Origin of the sequence: Streptomyces sp. JB150 (genome assembly GCF_011193355.1) — a bacterium.
Lineage (GTDB): Bacteria > Actinomycetota > Actinomycetes > Streptomycetales > Streptomycetaceae > Streptomyces.
The window spans coordinates 3,185,756-3,202,009 of sequence record NZ_CP049780.1 but is presented as its reverse complement, the minus strand read 5'-3'; the positions used below and the strand labels follow the sequence as shown (position 1 = coordinate 3,202,009).

Annotated in this window: 13 protein-coding genes; 10 read left to right on the top strand and 3 right to left on the bottom strand. The window is 72.7% G+C overall.

The annotated features are described in order from the left end of the window. Positions 1–94: 94 nt before the first annotated feature. Positions 95–1,837 carry a phospholipid carrier-dependent glycosyltransferase gene (locus tag G7Z13_RS14965; protein ID WP_165999607.1) on the bottom strand — a complete coding sequence of 581 codons (1,743 nt, stop codon included), beginning with the start codon at positions 1,835–1,837 and terminating at the stop codon, positions 95–97. Between the two features lie 62 nt (positions 1,838–1,899). Here G7Z13_RS14965 and rsmI point away from each other — a divergent pair, with 62 nt between their 5' ends. The 5 genes from rsmI to G7Z13_RS14940 all read left to right on the top strand — a co-directional run bounded on the left by rsmI (position 1,900) and on the right by G7Z13_RS14940 (position 7,483). Continuing rightward, positions 1,900–2,760 carry a 16S rRNA (cytidine(1402)-2'-O)-methyltransferase gene (gene rsmI, locus G7Z13_RS14960; RefSeq protein WP_165999605.1) on the top strand — a complete coding sequence of 287 codons (861 nt, stop codon included), beginning with the start codon at positions 1,900–1,902 and terminating at the stop codon, positions 2,758–2,760. Between the two features lie 412 nt (positions 2,761–3,172). Beyond that, positions 3,173–4,042 (top strand): TatD family hydrolase, encoded by an 870-nt coding sequence (locus tag G7Z13_RS14955; RefSeq protein ID WP_165999603.1) that lies wholly within the window; start codon positions 3,173–3,175, stop codon positions 4,040–4,042. 98 nt (positions 4,043–4,140) lie between these two features. Then, positions 4,141–5,616 (top strand): resuscitation-promoting factor, encoded by a 1,476-nt coding sequence (locus tag G7Z13_RS14950; RefSeq protein WP_240926218.1) that lies wholly within the window; start codon positions 4,141–4,143, stop codon positions 5,614–5,616. 83 nt (positions 5,617–5,699) lie between these two features. Continuing rightward, positions 5,700–6,590, top strand: a complete 891-nt coding sequence (gene rsmA / locus G7Z13_RS14945) for a 16S rRNA (adenine(1518)-N(6)/adenine(1519)-N(6))-dimethyltransferase RsmA (protein ID WP_165999601.1) — start codon at positions 5,700–5,702, stop codon at positions 6,588–6,590. Then, the gene (locus G7Z13_RS14940) at positions 6,587–7,483 is read left to right on the top strand and encodes a 4-(cytidine 5'-diphospho)-2-C-methyl-D-erythritol kinase (RefSeq protein WP_165999599.1); all 897 of its coding nucleotides are present in this window, start codon (positions 6,587–6,589) and stop codon (positions 7,481–7,483) included. Before rsmA ends, G7Z13_RS14940 begins: the two co-directional genes overlap by 4 nt. A gap of 5 nt (positions 7,484–7,488) precedes the next feature. Here the strand turns inward: G7Z13_RS14940 and G7Z13_RS14935 are convergent, their stop codons facing one another. Beyond that, entirely contained in the window at positions 7,489–8,094 is a 606-nt protein-coding gene (locus G7Z13_RS14935) for a Uma2 family endonuclease (RefSeq protein ID WP_240926217.1), read from the bottom strand. A 145-nt stretch (positions 8,095–8,239) separates the two neighbouring features. On the opposite strand from G7Z13_RS14935, the gene G7Z13_RS14930 reads away from it, so the two are divergent. The 5 genes from G7Z13_RS14930 to G7Z13_RS14910 all read left to right on the top strand — a co-directional run bounded on the left by G7Z13_RS14930 (position 8,240) and on the right by G7Z13_RS14910 (position 15,579). After that, on the top strand, positions 8,240–10,057 hold the full coding sequence (locus G7Z13_RS14930; RefSeq protein ID WP_166004960.1) for an ABC-F family ATP-binding cassette domain-containing protein: 1,818 nt from the start codon (positions 8,240–8,242) through the stop codon (positions 10,055–10,057). 233 nt (positions 10,058–10,290) lie between these two features. Further along, positions 10,291–12,084 (top strand): PQQ-binding-like beta-propeller repeat protein, encoded by a 1,794-nt coding sequence (locus tag G7Z13_RS14925; RefSeq protein WP_165999595.1) that lies wholly within the window; start codon positions 10,291–10,293, stop codon positions 12,082–12,084. Positions 12,085–12,150: 66 nt separating this feature from the next. Further along, positions 12,151–14,010, top strand: coding sequence for a PQQ-binding-like beta-propeller repeat protein (locus G7Z13_RS14920; protein ID WP_165999593.1), 1,860 nt, complete (start codon positions 12,151–12,153; stop codon positions 14,008–14,010). A gap of 289 nt (positions 14,011–14,299) precedes the next feature. Then, complete coding sequence (locus G7Z13_RS14915; RefSeq protein WP_165999591.1) at positions 14,300–15,013, top strand: response regulator transcription factor; 714 nt, start codon at positions 14,300–14,302, stop codon at positions 15,011–15,013. After that, entirely contained in the window at positions 15,010–15,579 is a 570-nt protein-coding gene (locus tag G7Z13_RS14910) for a hypothetical protein (protein ID WP_165999589.1), read from the top strand. The genes G7Z13_RS14915 and G7Z13_RS14910 overlap by 4 nt, the downstream gene beginning before the upstream one ends. A gap of 476 nt (positions 15,580–16,055) precedes the next feature. Here G7Z13_RS14910 and G7Z13_RS14905 read toward each other — a convergent pair whose 3' ends face one another. Continuing rightward, complete coding sequence (locus G7Z13_RS14905; RefSeq protein ID WP_240926492.1) at positions 16,056–16,244, bottom strand: winged helix-turn-helix domain-containing protein; 189 nt, start codon at positions 16,242–16,244, stop codon at positions 16,056–16,058. Between the last annotated feature and the right edge of the window lie 10 nt (positions 16,245–16,254).

The following is a 16,254-nucleotide window of genomic DNA, read 5'->3' as shown; positions in this document are numbered from 1 at the left end:
CACTGTAGGCGCGGGGTGTGACATCGGGGGCGGATGTTTTCCTTATTGTGAGGTGCATCTATCGGGCGGTGCGGTGTGGAACCACCCAGGCCGGTCAGACCCAGGTGTCCAGCCACATACGTGAACGCCAGTCGTCGATCGGGATCGCCTGGCCGGTGTAGATCGGCCAGAAGTAGATGAAGTTCCAGGCGATCAGCAGCACCAGCACGCCCGCGGCCGTCGCGCCCGCGACCCGGCGGGTGTCGCCGGAGCCCGGCGGGCCGACCAGCGCGCCGATCAGCATCGCCACCGCCAGGCACAGGAACGGCACGAACACCACGGCGTAGAAGAAGAAGATCGTGCGCTCCTGGTACAGGAACCACGGCAGATAGCCGGCCGCGACGGCGCACACGATCGCGCCCGCGCGCCAGTCACGGCGGAAGAACCAGCGCCACAGCACGTACAGCAGCGCGAAGCAGGCCACCCACCACAGCATCGGCGTGCCCAGCGCCAGCACCTCGCGCGCGCACTTCTCGCCCGCGTCGGCGGGGCAGCCGTCCGTGCCGGGCGCGGGCGACTCGTAGAAGTACGACACCGGGCGCCCGCCGACGATCCAGCTCCACGGGTTGGACTCGTAGGTGTGCGGCGAGGACAGGCCCACATGGAAGTCGTAGACCTGGTTCTCGTAGTGCCACAGGCCGCGCCACCAGTCCGGGAACAGCCAGGACCAGGCGCTGTCCTTGCCGTCGCTCGCCGCCCAGTCGCGGTAGTAGCCGCCGGTGCCGTCGCTCGGGGAGAGGATCCAGCCGGTCCAGCTCGCGACGTAGGTGACGACCGCGACCGGCACGGTCGACAGGAACGCCCAGCCCAGGTCGCGGCGGAGCACCGTCACGTACGGGCGCCGCGCGCCCGCCACCCGCCGCGAGGCCACGTCCCACAGGACCGTCATCAGGCCGAACGCGGCCAGGATGTACAGGCCGTTCCACTTCGTGCCGATCGCCAGCCCCAGCATCAGGCCCGCCAGCAGCCGCCAGGGGCGCCACCCGAGGCGGGTCGTCTCCGCCGTGTACGCGTCGGGCCGGACCCGGCCGCCGGCGTCCGCCGGGAGCGCGGCGGCCAGCCTCTGCCGCGCCTTGTCCCGGTCCACGACCAGGCAGCCGAACGCGGCCAGCACGAAGAACATCAGCACGCCGTCGAGCAGCGCGGTGCGGCTCATCACGAAGTGCAGCCCGTCCACCGCCAGCAGCGCGCCCGCGAGACAGCCGAGGAACGTCGAGCGGAACAGCCGGCGGCCGATCCGGCACAGCATCAGCACCGACAGCGTGCCGAGCAGCGCCGTCATGAACCGCCAGCCGAACGGGTCGAAACCGAAGATCAGTTCACCGAGTCCGATGACGTACTTGCCGACCGGCGGGTGCACGACGTACGCCGCGTCCGACGGGATCGGGACCTGGCCGCCCGACTCCAGGATCAGCTTGTTGACGTCCTTGTCCCAGTTGACCTCGAAGCCGCGGTGGACGAGCGCCCAGGCGTCCTTGGCGTAGTACGTCTCGTCGAATATCACCGCCTTCGGGCTGCCCAGGTTCCAGAACCGCAGCACCCCGGCGAACAGCGTCACCAGCAGCGGGCCGATCCACCCCGACCAGCGCACGCACCACGCCGCGAGCCCGTACGGGCCCCCGAGCGCCGCCCACAGCCGCGGGCTCGGCTCGGCGTACGGCGGCACGAGCCGGTCCCGGACGTCCCCGCGCGGCGGTGCGAGGTAGCCGAAACGGCGCAGCCGCCGCTGCCACGACGGCCCCGGGTCGGGGGCGGCCTGGTCCTGCCGGAGGTCCGTGGAGGACGCGGTACTGGTCACCGCGCCATCGTAGGGAACGGCGCTGTGTGAGTCCCGTGCACGGCCCCTGCGAGGATGGAACCGTGACAGACACTCCCGGAACCCTGGTCCTCGCCGGCACTCCCATCGGCGACATCTCCGACGCCCCGCCCCGGCTCGCCGAGGAGCTGGCCGGGGCCGACGTGGTCGCCGCCGAGGACACCCGGCGGCTGCGGCGCCTCACCCAGGCGCTGGGCGTCACCCCCAAGGGCCGCGTCGTGTCCTACTTCGAGGGCAACGAGTCCGCCCGCACCCCCGAACTCGTCGAGGCGCTGCTCGGCGGCGCGCGCGTGCTGCTCGTCACCGACGCGGGCATGCCGTCGGTGTCCGACCCCGGGTACCGGCTGGTCGCGGCGGCCGTCGAGCGGGACATCACGGTGACCGCCGTGCCGGGGCCGTCTGCCGTGCTGACCGCGCTCGCGCTGTCCGGGCTGCCGGTGGACCGCTTCTGCTTCGAGGGGTTCCTGCCGCGCAAGGCGGGCGAGCGGCTGGGCCGGCTGCGGGAGGTCGCCGAGGAACGGCGCACCCTCGTCTACTTCGAGGCCCCGCACCGGCTCGACGACACCCTCGCCGCGATGGCCGAGGTGTTCGGCGGCGAGCGGCGGGCCGCCGTCTGCCGCGAACTGACCAAGACGTACGAGGAGGTCCGGCGCGGCCCGCTGGCGGAACTGGCGGAGTGGGCGGCGCAGGGCGTGCGCGGGGAGATCACCGTGGTGGTCGAGGGCGCCCCGGAGCGGGCACCCGAGGCGCTGGACGCGGCGGAGCTGGTGCGCCGGGTCCGGGTGCGCGAGGAGGCCGGGGAGCGGCGCAAGGAGGCGATCGCGGCGGTGGCCGTGGAGGCGGGCGTACCGAAGCGGGTGGTGTTCGACGCGGTGGTCGCCGACAAGCGGTCGCCGACGGGGTGAGACCGGGCCGCTCCGGTGCCGCTGAGCCGGGGGTACCCGGCGCGGGCTCGCGGCCCTGAGTGTGGCGCCCGCGTCCCCGAGCGGGCCCCCGCGTCCCTGAGCCGGGGCGCCCGCGTCCCCGAGCACGGGCATCCGCGTCCCTGAGCAGAGGCACCCGCGTCGCTGAGCCGGGGGCATCCAGGTCCTTGAGCCGGGGCGCCCGCGTCGCCGAGCGGGGGCATCCGCGCCCGCGCCCCGCCCCAGGTCCCGGGCGTCCCCGAGGCGGCCCATCCGGGGGTGAAGCCGGGCGGGCGTCTCGGCGCGAGGCCGCCTAAACCGCCCAGGTGGCTGCGGCGCTGAGCGTGCTGTCGTGGGGCCTGGCCCGGTGATCGACGCGGTGCCGCTGGGCGTACCCCTTTCGTAGGATCGTGGCATGTCCTCCCACGACGAAGCCCCGCCGCTGCCCGCACCCCTCCGGGTGCCGGTCGCCGACTCCCACACCCACCTCGACATGCAGTCCGGCACGGTCGCCGAGGCCCTGCGGAAGGCCGCGTCGGTGGGCGTGACGACGCTGGTGCAGGTCGGCTGTGACGTGCGCGGTTCACGGTGGGCGGCCGAGACGGCGGCGGCCCACGCCGACATCCACGCGGCCGTCGCCCTGCACCCCAACGAGGCCCCGCGCATCGTGCACGGCGACCCCGACGGCTGGTCCCGGCAGGGTGCCCGCGAGCCCGGTGGGCAGGCCGCGCTGGACGAGGCGCTGGCCGAGATCGACCGGCTGGCCGCGCTGCCCCAGGTGAAGGGCGTCGGGGAGACCGGCCTGGACTACTTCCGCACCGGCCCCGAGGGCAAGGAGGCGCAGGAGACCTCCTTCCGCGCCCACATCGAGATCGCCAAGCGGCACGGCAAGGCACTCGTCATCCACGACCGCGAGGCCCACGCGGACGTCCTGCGCATCCTGAAGGAGGAGGGCGCACCGGAGCGGACGGTGTTCCACTGCTACTCCGGGGACGCCGAGATGGCGGAGGTCTGCGCCCGGGCGGGCTACTACATGTCCTTCGCCGGCAACGTCACCTTCAAGAACGCGCGGAACCTGCGGGACGCGGTCGCGGTGGCCCCGATGGAGCTGCTGCTGGTGGAGACCGACGCGCCGTTCCTGACGCCCGCGCCGTACCGCGGACGGCCCAACGCGCCGTACCTCGTTCCGCTCACGGTGCGCGCGATGGCCGCCGTGCGCGGCGTCGACGAGGACACGCTGGCGACGGCGATCGCGGCGAACACGGCACGCGCCTTCGACTACTGACCGTCGCGGAGCGTAGTCGCGTCGCTTTGGAGAGTGACGGCCGCTCCGCTAGGTTCTGGGGCCCGATCGGACCCTTGGGCCTCCTGGAGTGTGTCGGCGTGAGCAGTTCGCAGTACGCGCGGTACGGGTACGGCGCCGAGTACGCGCCCTACGGCACGGAGAACACGCCCTACGGCACGGGCCCCGCCCCCGCAGCGCACGGCGGCTTCGAAGCGCCTTCCGACTTCGATCCCCACACCGCCGTCACGCTGGGCTACGGACAGGGTTTCTACTCGGCGGCCTACGGGGTGACGGACGCGGCCGCGGACGCGGCCGCGGGCGGGGCGGCGGGCGGACTGATCGACGAGCCGTACGAGGACACGTACGCCCCGGCCTACGAGACAGCCCCCGCACCCGTCCAGGTGCCCGGGCCCGCCCCGCGCGCGCGAGCGGGGCGGCGGGCCCTGCGCCGGCGCAATGCGCGGTACGCCGAGCGCCCGGACGGCGGCTCCATGCGCCGCCTGGTCCCGAAGGCACTGGTCGTCGCCTTCCTCGCCGGCGGCACCACCGCGTTCGTCGCCAAGGACAAGGCGATCGAGCTGAACGTCGACGGCCGGGCGCGCACGCTGCACACCTTCGCCGACGACGTCACCGAACTCCTCGCCGACGAGGGCGTCGAGGTCGGGGCGCACGACGTGGTCGCGCCCGGCCCCGGCGCCGCGCTCGGCAACGGCGACGAGGTCGTGGTCCGCTACGGACGCCCCGTACGGCTCACCCTCGACGGCCACCGGCGCGAGGTGTGGACGACGGCGCACACGGTGGACGGGGCGCTCAGACAGCTGGGAGTGCGCGCGGAGGGCGCGTACCTGTCCACCTCGCGCTCCCGGCGTATCGGGCGCGAAGGCCTCGCCCTGGACGTCCGCACCGAACGCTCCGTCACGGTCATGGCCGACGGCCGCGCCCGCGTCGTCCGCACCAACGCGGCGACCGTCCGCGAGGCCGTCGAGCAGGCCGGCATCACCCTGCGCGGCCAGGACACCACCTCCGTGCCGCCCGGCAGCTTCCCGCGCGACGGACAGACCGTCACCGTGCTGCGGATCACCGGCTCCCGGGAGGTGCGCGAGGAACTGATCCCGTTCCAGGTGCGCCGGATCGAGGACCCGGACGTCTTCCGGGGCACGGACATCGTCGAGCAGGCCGGACAGCCGGGCCTGCGCCGGGTCACCTACTCCCTGCGCACCGTCAACGGCGTCCGGCAGAAGCCGCGCCGGATCCGCAGCGAGCTGGTGCGCGAGCCCGTCACCCAGGTGGTCAAGGTGGGCACCAGGCCGCTGCCGGACTCCGTGCGCGGCGCGGACCACCTGAACTGGCAGGCCCTCGCCGCCTGCGAGTCCGGCGGGCGGCCCGACGCGGTCGACGCCTCGGGGACGTACGGCGGCCTCTACCAGTTCGACACCCGGACCTGGCACAGCCTAGGCGGCACCGGCCGCCCCCAGGACGCGCCCGCCGCCGAACAGACCTACCGCGCGAAGAAGCTCTACCTGCGGCGCGGCACCAGCCCCTGGCCGCACTGCGGGTCCCGGCTCCAGGGCTGAACCCACCGGCACCGGCCGCCCGCGAGCGCCCCCGCGCACCCGCCGTGGACCGACCCCTCCCCACGCCCCCGTACCCTGGTGCCGTGAGCAGCCCCACCCCCGACGCCCTGCTGGGCCCCGCCGACGTCCGTGAACTGGCGGCCGCCCTCGGCGTACGCCCCACCAAGCAGCGCGGCCAGAACTTCGTGATCGACGCGAACACGGTCCGCCGTATCGTCCGCACCGCCGAGGTGCGTCCCGACGACGTGGTCGTCGAGGTCGGCCCGGGGCTCGGCTCGCTCACCCTGGCGCTGCTGGAGGTCGCCGACCGGGTGACGGCCGTCGAGATCGACGACGTCCTCGCCGCCGCGCTGCCCGCCACGATCGCCGCGCGGATGCCGGAGCGCGCCGACCGGTTCGCGCTGGTCCACTCCGACGCGATGCACGTCGCCGAACTGCCCGGCCCGGCGCCCACCGCGCTGGTCGCGAACCTGCCGTACAACGTGGCGGTGCCCGTGCTGCTGCACATGCTCGACACCTTCCCGAGCATCGAGCGCACCCTCGTGATGGTGCAGGCCGAGGTCGCCGACCGGCTGGCCGCGGCGCCCGGCTCCAAGGTGTACGGCGTGCCGTCCGTGAAGGCGAACTGGTACGCCGAGGTCAAGCGGGCCGGTGCCATCGGCCGCACCGTCTTCTGGCCCGCGCCGAACGTCGACAGCGGGCTCGTCTCGCTGGTCCGGCGCGCCGAGCCGGTCAAGACCAGCGCCTCCAAGGCGGAGGTCTTCGCGGTGATCGACGCCGCGTTCGCCCAGCGGCGCAAGACGCTGCGGGCCGCGCTCGCCGGCTGGGCCGGATCGGCGGCGGCCGCCGAGGCCGCCCTCGTCGCCGCGGGCGTCTCCCCGCAGGCGCGCGGCGAGTCCCTGACCGTCGAGGAGTTCGCCCGCATCGCCGAGCACAAGGCGGCGGCCCGCACCGAGGAGCCCGTGCAGCAGTGAGCGTCACCGTCCGCGTCCCGGCCAAGGTCAACGTCCAGCTCGCGGTCGGCGCCGCCCGCCCCGACGGCTTCCACGACCTGGCCAACGTATTCCTGGCGGTCGGCCTGTACGACGAGGTCACCGTCACCCCCTCGCCGGACGGCCTGCGCGTCACCTGCGAGGGCCCCGACGCCGACCAGGTCCCGCTGGACTCCTCCAACCTCGCCGCGCGCGCGGCGATCGCCCTGGCCCGCCGCCACGGCCGTACCCCCGACGTGCACCTCCACATCGCCAAGGACATTCCCGTCGCCGGCGGCATGGCGGGCGGCAGCGCGGACGGCGCGGGCGCGCTGCTCGCCTGCGAGGCGCTGTGGGGCACCGGCGCCACCCGCGAGGAACTGCTCGACATCTGCGCCGAACTCGGCAGCGACGTGCCGTTCAGTCTGGTCGGCGGGGCGGCGCTGGGAGTCGGGCGGGGCGAGAAGCTGACGCCCCTGGACGTCGGCGGGACGTTCCACTGGGTGTTCGCGATGGCCGAGCGGGGGCTGTCCACCCCGGCCGTGTTCCGCGAGTTCGACCGGCTCGCCGAGGGCACCGCGGTTCCCGAGCCGGTCGCCTCCCGCGACCTCCTCGACGCCCTTGCCAAGGGCGACCCCGACGCGCTCGCCGCGGCCGTCTCCAACGACCTCCAGCCCGCCGCGCTCTCCCTCTTCCCGGAACTGGCGGACACCCTGGCGGCGGGCCGCGCCGCGGGCGCGCTGACCGGCCTGGTCTCGGGATCGGGGCCGACGACGGCGTTCCTGGTCCGGGACGCCGGCTCCGCGGAGCAGGTCGCCGAGGCGCTGCGGGCGTCGGGCACGTGCCGGAGCGTGCGGGTGGCGGCGGGGCCGGTGGTGGGGGCGACGGTGGTCTGAATCGCTCAGAGGTTGTCGATCTCCGTCAGATCGATGTCGATCGGGTAGGGCTTGTCGACCTTGATACGGTCGCGGTACATGCCGGTGTGCACGTAGGCCCGGGTCAGCGGGTCGAGCTCGTATACGTGGACGACCGGGCGGCCGTCCGCGTCGTTCATTTCCACCCGCCAGAAGTTCCCGATCCCGGCGGCGGCGTACTTCTGCGGTTTGGTGGTGCGGTCGCGGGACTCGGAGTCGGGGGAGATCACTTCGACGGCCAGCAGGACGTCGGCCGCCTCGAAGCGGGTCTGACGCCGGTCGACGAGGGCTTCCTTCCGGACCACGCAGATGTCCGGTTCGGGGCCGTTGCGTCGATCCAGCACAACCGTCATCTCACGCGCGACTTTGAAATCCGAGGGCATCGTGCTGCGCAGCCCGGTCACCAGCAGGTCGATCGTGGCGAAGTGGAAGTAGCGCTGCGGACCCACGAAAACCAGGCTCCCGTCGATCAGCTCGGTGTGCGGCGGGAGATCCGGCAGGGTGAACAGGTCGTCCACGGTGTAGCCGTCCTGCGGTGGCACCGGCCACTGGACGCGGTGCTTCGCGGACTCGGCGGTCATGGTTCCTCCCATGGACGGGATCCTGCTGCCTGCCCTCCACGGTAGCCGCCGGTTCCCGATCGCGTCATCACAGCGAGTGACGATCCCCTCGCGCGCCGCCCGCCACCCCCGAGGCCCTACGCTTGAAGGCTGACCGTCCCCCGTGAGCAGGAGAGAAATGGCCGTCAACCTGGTCAATGTCGAGAACGTCCGCAAGGTCTACGGCACCCGTACCCTCCTCGACGGCATCTCCCTGGGCGTCTCGGAGGGTGACCGCATCGGTGTCGTGGGCCGCAACGGCGACGGCAAGACGACGCTGATCCGGATGCTGGCCAAGCTGGAGGAGGCGGACTCCGGGCGGGTCACGCACTCCGGCGGGCTGCGCATGGGCGTGCTCACCCAGCACGACTCCCTCGACCCGGAGGCGACCGTCCGGCACGAGGTCATCCGGGACATGGCCGACCACGAGTGGGCGGGCAACGCCAAGATCCGCGACGTGCTGACCGGACTGTTCGGCGGGCTTGACCTGCCGGGCTTCCCGCAGGGCCTGGACACGGTCATCGGGCCGCTGTCCGGCGGCGAGCGCCGCCGTATCGCGCTGGCGAAGCTGCTCATCGACGAGCAGGACCTGATCATCCTCGACGAGCCCACCAACCACCTCGACGTCGAGGGCATCGCCTGGCTGGCCCGGCACCTGCGCGAGCGCCGCTCGGCGCTGGTGTGCGTCACCCACGACCGCTGGTTCCTCGACCAGGTCTGCACGCGCATGTGGGACGTCCAGCGCGGCGACGTCCACGAGTACGAGGGCGGCTACTCCGACTACGTCTTCGCCCGCGCCGAGCGCGAGCGGATCGCGGCCACGGAGGAGGCCAAGCGGCAGAACCTGGTCCGCAAGGAGCTGGCCTGGCTGCGCCGCGGCGCCCCCGCCCGCACCTCCAAGCCGCGCTTCCGCGTGGAGGCCGCCAACGAGCTGATCAAGGACGTGCCGCCGCCCCGGGACAGCAGCGAGCTGATGAAGTTCGCCTCCTCCAGGCTCGGCAGGACCGTGTTCGACCTGGAGGACATCACCGTCACCGCCGGACCCAAGGTGCTGCTCAAGCACGTGACCTGGCACCTCGGCCCCGGCGACCGGATCGGTCTGGTCGGCGTCAACGGCGCCGGCAAGACCTCCCTGCTGCGCGCGCTGGCCGAGGCCGCGCGCACCCAGGGCGAGGTGCAGCCCGCCGCGGGCCGGATCACCGTGGGCAAGACGGTCAAGCTGGCGTATCTCTCGCAGGAGGTCGCCGAACTCGACCCCACCTGGCGGGTGCTGGAGGCCGTGCAGCGGGTGCGCGAGCGCGTCGACCTGGGCAAGGGCCGGGAGATGACCGCCGGTCAGCTGTGCGAGACGTTCGGGTTCTCCAAGGAGAAGCAGTGGACGCCCGTCGGCGACCTCTCCGGCGGTGAGCGCCGCAGGCTCCAGCTGCTGCGGCTGCTGATGGACGAGCCCAACGTCCTCTTCCTCGACGAGCCCACCAACGACCTCGACATCGAGACCCTGACCCAGCTGGAGGACCTGCTCGACGGCTGGCCCGGCTCGATGATCGTCATCTCCCACGACCGGTTCTTCATCGAGCGCACCACCGACCGCGTCTTCGCCCTGCTCGGCGACGGCACGCTGCGGATGCTGCCGCGCGGCATCGACGAGTACCTGGAGCGGCGGCGGACGATGGAGGAGGCCGCGGCGGCCGCCGCCCCCACCGCACCGAAGCCCGCGGCCACGGCCGAGAAGGCCGAGAAGAGCGCCGCCGACCAGCGCGCCGCCAAGAAGGAACTCCAGAAGATCGAGCGCCAGTTGGACAAGATCTCCGAGAAGGAGACCAGGCTGCACGCACAGATCGCCGAGAACGCCACGGACTTCGCGAAGGTGGCCGAACTGGACGCCGAACTGCGGGAGCTGACCGGGCAGCGCGAGGAACTGGAACTGCGCTGGCTCGAACTCGCCGAGGACGCGTAGCCGCGTACAGGGCGCCCCGGCCCCCGTGGAGGGGGCGTGAAGGCGCGTAACGACGGCATCACGGGCCGGTCCTCCCTTGGGAACAGGGGAGGATGCGGCCCGCTGCGTTGTCGGTCCCGGGTGATAGAAAGGGCCGTCTGAGTACCGTCTGAATACGTCTGAGAATCACGGGTGTGGCGGAAACGCAGCGCCACAGGGCGCGGCGCCACATCGGTCACGAGGGGGAACCGCAGATGACCCAGCCGCCCAACCAGCCGCCCCAGCCGGGCGGTTTCGGCGCTCCGCAGGACCCGCCGCCGGGCGGCTTCGGCGCCCCGCGAAACCCGGGGCCCGGCACCCCTCCGCCCCCCGCCCAGCCCCCGGGCGCCCCGCAGCCGGGCTACGGCTACCCGCAGCAGCCCGGCCCGTACGGCAGCCCCCAGCAGCCGGGCCCCTACGGCCAGCCGGGCCCGTACGGCCAGCCCCCGCAGGGCCCCTACGGCGCGCCGCAGCAGCCGGGCCCGTACGGCCAGCCCGGCCAGCCGCCCGGTTACGGCTACCCGCAGCAGTTCCCCGGCGCGCCCGGCACCCCGCCGGCCGGCGGCTCCGGCTCCCGCCGCCCGTTCAGGGGCAAGCCCGCGATCGCCGTCGGCGCGGCCGTGGCGGCACTGCTGGTCATCGGCGGCACCGTGTACGCGGTGACGAGCGGCGGCGACGACGGCCGCAAGAAGAAGCCGGTCGCCGGGAAGAGCGACGACGCCAAGCCCACCGCCCCCGAGTCCCCGGTCAACCCCGGTGACGGCAGCGGCGACGGCGGCGCCGACCCGGACAACCTCAACGAGGGCCGCCAGGCCGGCGAGGCGAGGGTGCTCTGGTACAAGGAGGCGCCCGACGCGCCCGGTTCCGGCGCCGACGCCAACGGCATGTGGATCACCGGCAAGACGGCCGTGAAGGCGGCGTACAAGGACCTGGTCGGGTACAACGTCGGCGACGGCAACCCCACATGGGACACCATCACCTTCCCGCAGAAGATCTGCGCGACCACCCCGCAGAAGACCGCCGACGACAAGATCGTCGTCGCGTACATGAGCGGCGCCAGCGACCGCGCCAAGTGCAACCAGCTCCAGCAGATCGACCTGAACACCGGCAAGAAGGGCTGGAGCGGCGAGATCGCCGACGGCGCGCTCTTCGACAGCACGATCACCGTCGAGCTGTCCATCGCCGGCAACACTTTGATGGTGGGCCGCTCGCAGTCCGGCACGGCGTACGACGTCACCACCGGCAAGAAGCTCTACGACAAGAAGAAGTACGGCGACGCCTGCTTCCCGGCCGCGTTCGCGGGCGGCTCCCGGCTGATCCAGGTCGCCTCCTGCGGGGCCGCCACGGACAACGAGCACGACGAGATCCAGGAGCTCGACCCGAAGACCGGCAAGGTCAAGTGGACGTTCGCCTACGAGAAGGGCTGGCGGATCGGCCGCACCTTCTCCGTCGACCCGCTGGTCGTGTACAGCACCAACGAGGACGACGACAAGTGGAACATCGCCACCTTCACCGGCACGGGCAAGATCCGCTCCCAGGTCGACATCGACGACGCGATCGCCCCCGAGTGCGGCTGGGCCGTCCTCCAGCGTGACCTGACCGGCTGCAACGGCGTCGCCGTCGACGCGAACACCCTCTACCTGCCCACCGAGGCCACCACCGGCGCCAACGAGGTACTGGCGATCGACCTGGCCAAGGGCAAGGAGAAGTGGCGGGTGAAGTCCCCGGCCGACGAGACGATGTTCCCGCTGAAGGCCGAGGGCGGAAAGCTCGTCGCCTACGTCGAGCCGTCGTACGACGCGGGCGGCCAGGTCGTGTCCATCGCCACCACCGGCAGCAGCCACAAGCCGGTGAAGCTGCTGCAGAACCCGGCCGGCGCCGCGGAGGTCGAGAACGGCTTCTTCTCCCGCGACATCGACTGGGTGGACGGCCGGCTGTACCTGTCCACCACACGGCTGTCCGGGGACGACGAAGCGAGGGAGAAGCTGATGCTCGCCTACGGCAAGTGACGAGCCCGTCGCCCTTGTCTCCCGCTTCCGTCCGCCCGGCCGAACCGTCCCCCGAGGTACCCCACGATGACCCAGCCACCGCCCCCGCCGCCCCAGCAGCCCCCGCAGGGGGGAGGGTTCGGCGCACCCCAGGACCCGCCCCAGCCCCCGCAGCAGCCGGGCGGCTTCGGCGCCCCGCAGACACCGCCCGCCCAGCCCCAGCCCCCGCAGCCGGGCTACGGCTACCCGCAGGCACCCCAGCCCCCGCAGGGCCCGCCGCCGTCCGGCTATGGCTACCCCGGCCCGCAGCCGGGCCCGTACGGGGCCCCGGCCACCCCGCCGCCCGGCCCGCCCACCGCTGCGCAGCCGAACCCGTACGGCGCGCAGACGCCGCCGTACGGCCAGCCGCCGAACCCGTACGGCCAGCCGCCCGGTCCCGGCTACGGCTACCAGCAGCCGACCATGCCGATGCACCCGCAGCCGGCCCCGCCGTCCGGCGGCGGGCGGAAGATCAACGCCCAGCTGGTGATCATCGTCGCCGCGGTCGTCGCGATCGCGCTGATCGTCGGCGGCGGCGTCTGGTACGCCAACTCCGGCAAGGACGACGACAAGACCACCACCGCGAGCACCGGCGGCACCACCGGCGGCGGTGACGGCAAGGGCGGCTCCGGCGGCTCCTCCAAGGGCACGGAGAAGGTCCCCGCCAACCCGGCGTCCAAGGTGCTGTTCCAGGTGCCGATGCCGAAGGTGGCCAAGGACGACACCGTGGTCGTGGAGGGCTCCTGGCTCACCGACAAGGTGTACGCCAAGAGCGGCGTCGCCGAAATCTCCGGCTACGACCTCGCCAAGGGCACCAAGGCTTGGACGGTCAAGCTGCCCGGCCCGGTCTGCCACGCCAGCCGCCAGATGACCGAGGACTTCAAGACGGCGGTGGTCTTCCAGCCGAGGATGCCGGCGAAGGACTCCTTCGAGGGCTGCACCCAGGTCGCGGTCATCGACCTCGCCGCCGGCACCAAGGTGTGGCAGAAGACCGCCAAGTCCGGTGACCGGGACATCAACTTCGACAACATCACGATCAGCGCGTCCACCGTCGCCGTCGGCAGCACCAGCGGCGGCGCCGCCTTCGACCTGACCACGGGCAAGGCCCTGTGGGCGCCGAAGCCCACCGACACCTGCTACGACGCGGGCTACGGCGGCGGCGCCAAGCTGGTCGCGGTGCGCAAGTGCGGCCAGTACGGCGCGCGGCAGCTGCACATCCAGACCATCGACCCGAAGTCCGGCAAGGTCATCTCCGAGTACAAGATGGCCCAGGGCATCGAGTACGCCAGCGTGGTGTCGACCGAGCCGCTGGTGGTGGCCGCCGACGTCGGTGACGCCGCGGGCGACGGCTCCGGCATCTCCGACTTCTTCTCGATCGACAACAAGACCGGCAAGCTGCGCACCCGCATCTCCGCGCCCGGCGACGAGTACGCCGCCTCCTGCGAGGGCATCTCCCGCATCGAGGACTGCACGGGGATCGCCGTCGGCAACGACCGGCTGTACCTCCCGACCGAGGAGCACGACACCACGGGCGACTACGGGTCGACCAACGAGATCGTCGTCTTCGACCTGGCCACCGGCAAGCTCACCGGCCAGCGCGGCGACGCGGGCGACGGCTACAACGTCATGCCGCTGCGCATGGACGGCGGCAACGTGATCGCGTACAAGGCGCCGCCGTGGGACAAGGGCGGCCAGGTCGTCTCCTTCGACGGCGGCAGCTTCAAGGAGACCAAGCTGCTGGAGAACCCGTCCGACGAGACGGTCCGCGACGTGGAGACCGGCATGTCGCCCAAGTACGCGGAGCTGCTGTACGCGCAGGGGCGCCTGTACCTGTCCGAGGTGTTCGCCAGCGCGTCGTCCACCAGCCGCGACAAGTACCTCGCGGTCGCGTTCGGCGCGACCGGCTGACCAGGCACCCGCTCGCCCCCCGGCGCACGCGCCGGAGCGCACGGCCCCGTCCCAGCTCAGGGACGGGGCCGTGCGCGTAACTCTCAACCCCGTCAACACCCTCGAATGAGCGGAATATCGGAGTTACGGGGCAGTTCTCACCAGTAGGGGCAGCGCAACGTCGAACAAGCGTGTAGCTTCCGGGGGCATGAAGGGCGCGGGTGCCGGGGGGCCCTGTGCCCGGGGGTCTGTCCGGGTGATCCGTGGGCAGTCATGGAGGCGTCCACTGGGGGGACTGGGGGGTTGCTCGATGGGAGTGCGGCTCATGGTGGTCGACGACCACCGCCTGCTCGCGGAGGCACTGGCCTCGGCGCTGAAGCTGCGCGGGCACCGGGTGCTCGCCGCGGCGGCGCCCACCGCGGGGGCGGCGGAGCTGGTGATCACGCGAGCGCCGGAAGTGTGCCTGCTGGGCACGGCGGCCCCGGCGGAGCCCGGCGCCTTCGACCCGGTCGTCCGCATCAAACGGGAACGCCCCCAGGTGGCGGTCGTCGTCCTCGGCCCGGTCCCGTCTCCGCGCGGCATCGCCGCGGCCTTCGCCGCCGGCGCGTCCGGCTACGTCCGCCACGACGAGCGCATAGAGGGCGTCGAGCGGGCCATCATGAAGGCCCGCGCGGGCGAGGCGGCCGTCGCCCCCGCCCTCCTCCAGGGCGCCTTCGCCGAACTTCTCAACCCGGCGGCCCAGCCCGACGACGAGGGACAGCGCCTCCTCCAGATGCTCACCCCCCGCGAGATCGAGGTCCTGGTCCGCGTCGCCGAGGGCGAGGACACCCGCCTCATCGCCGCCGGCATGGGCATCGCCCCCTCCACGGCCCGCACCCACGTCCAGCGCGTCCTGATGAAACTGGGCGTCGGCTCCCGCCTGGAGGCAGCGGCCCTGGCGGCCCGCACGGGCTTGCTGGACCGGGCGGGGCCGCTGCGCCACCCCGGAACCGGCCCGGAGCCCGGCACGAGGCCTGAGCTGTGACGGTCACGCCGAGACGCCGACGCCTGGTCTCCGCACTCCTGGTCGCCGCCTGGGTCTGGGCGACGACCGGCTCGCAGGCCCAGGGCGTGCCCGAGGGCTCCGCGCTCGGGGGCGGCATGCAGTCGGCCGGAGACGTCGGCTACGAGCACGCCCAGGTCGGCGAGGAGTACTGGGCGGGCCTGCCCCTGCCCTGGAACACGTCGGGCGAGGACATCGAGCTGACCGACGCGCACTTCGGCCACGTCCCGGAAGGCATCGAGGTCATCGAGTACCGGGCCGTCGACGTGAACGAAACCGACGGCAACGTCCTGTTCGCCCGTACCGACGGCAAGGGAGCCATGCCCGACCTGTCCGAGGCGAGGAACCACGCCGGCCACCCGGTCAGGGTGAAAGCCGACTCCGGCAGCGACATCTACTACGTCGCCCGCACCAAGGTCACCGGCCCCGTCCACGGCGCACTGAAGGACTGCCGCTTCCGCTACCGCCAGGGCCCGTGGCAGTACCGGCAGCAGGTGGGGTGCTCGACGATCGTGAGCCTGGGTCCGCCCATCCAGTACGAGGACTAGGCCTCGGAAAGGCTCGGCTGTACCCGACACCCGGTCGGCCGAGCCGGCCTGCGGTGTCCGGACACGTTCCGGATCTTCCCCACGGTGTCTCACCGGAGGTGCGGCGGGAGGTGAGCCACGACAAGTGCGACGGCCTCGGCCGCGGAGTCGGTCTCACCGATGATGTCGCCCCAACGGTCAGCCTTGACTTGGAACCGGCCGTCGAGTCGGGCGACGACAGCCGGTGCCTCCGCCAAGGACGGCTCGTCCACGTTCGAGCTGAAACACAGGACCCACATGCTGGTGAACGGGAAGAGCCGCCGCAGCCTCGGCTCGGCAGCCGCATCCAGAAGGACCAGAAGCCGGTGTATCCGGCTTCAGCGGCCCGTTCCCGCAACTGCCGCCATTGCAGGTCGACGAGATGGGACGGGCCGCGCTCGCGCGCCGCGGCGAGCTCCGCCTCGCGAGCCTCCGCGTAGGCCTTCCAGTCCATGGCCTTATTCGTCGCCGTGGGAGGCGTCTCCCTCCGGCTCGGGGACGGCGATCACGAAGGTTCCCTTCGCGGGGACGGTGTCCACGACGCCGCGTTCCCTGAGTTCCCGGATGGCGCGACGCAGGGTGTTGATGCCGACGCCGTACTGGGCTGCGAGATCGGGCTCCGACGCCAGGCGGGCGCCTACTGCGATTCCCCTACGG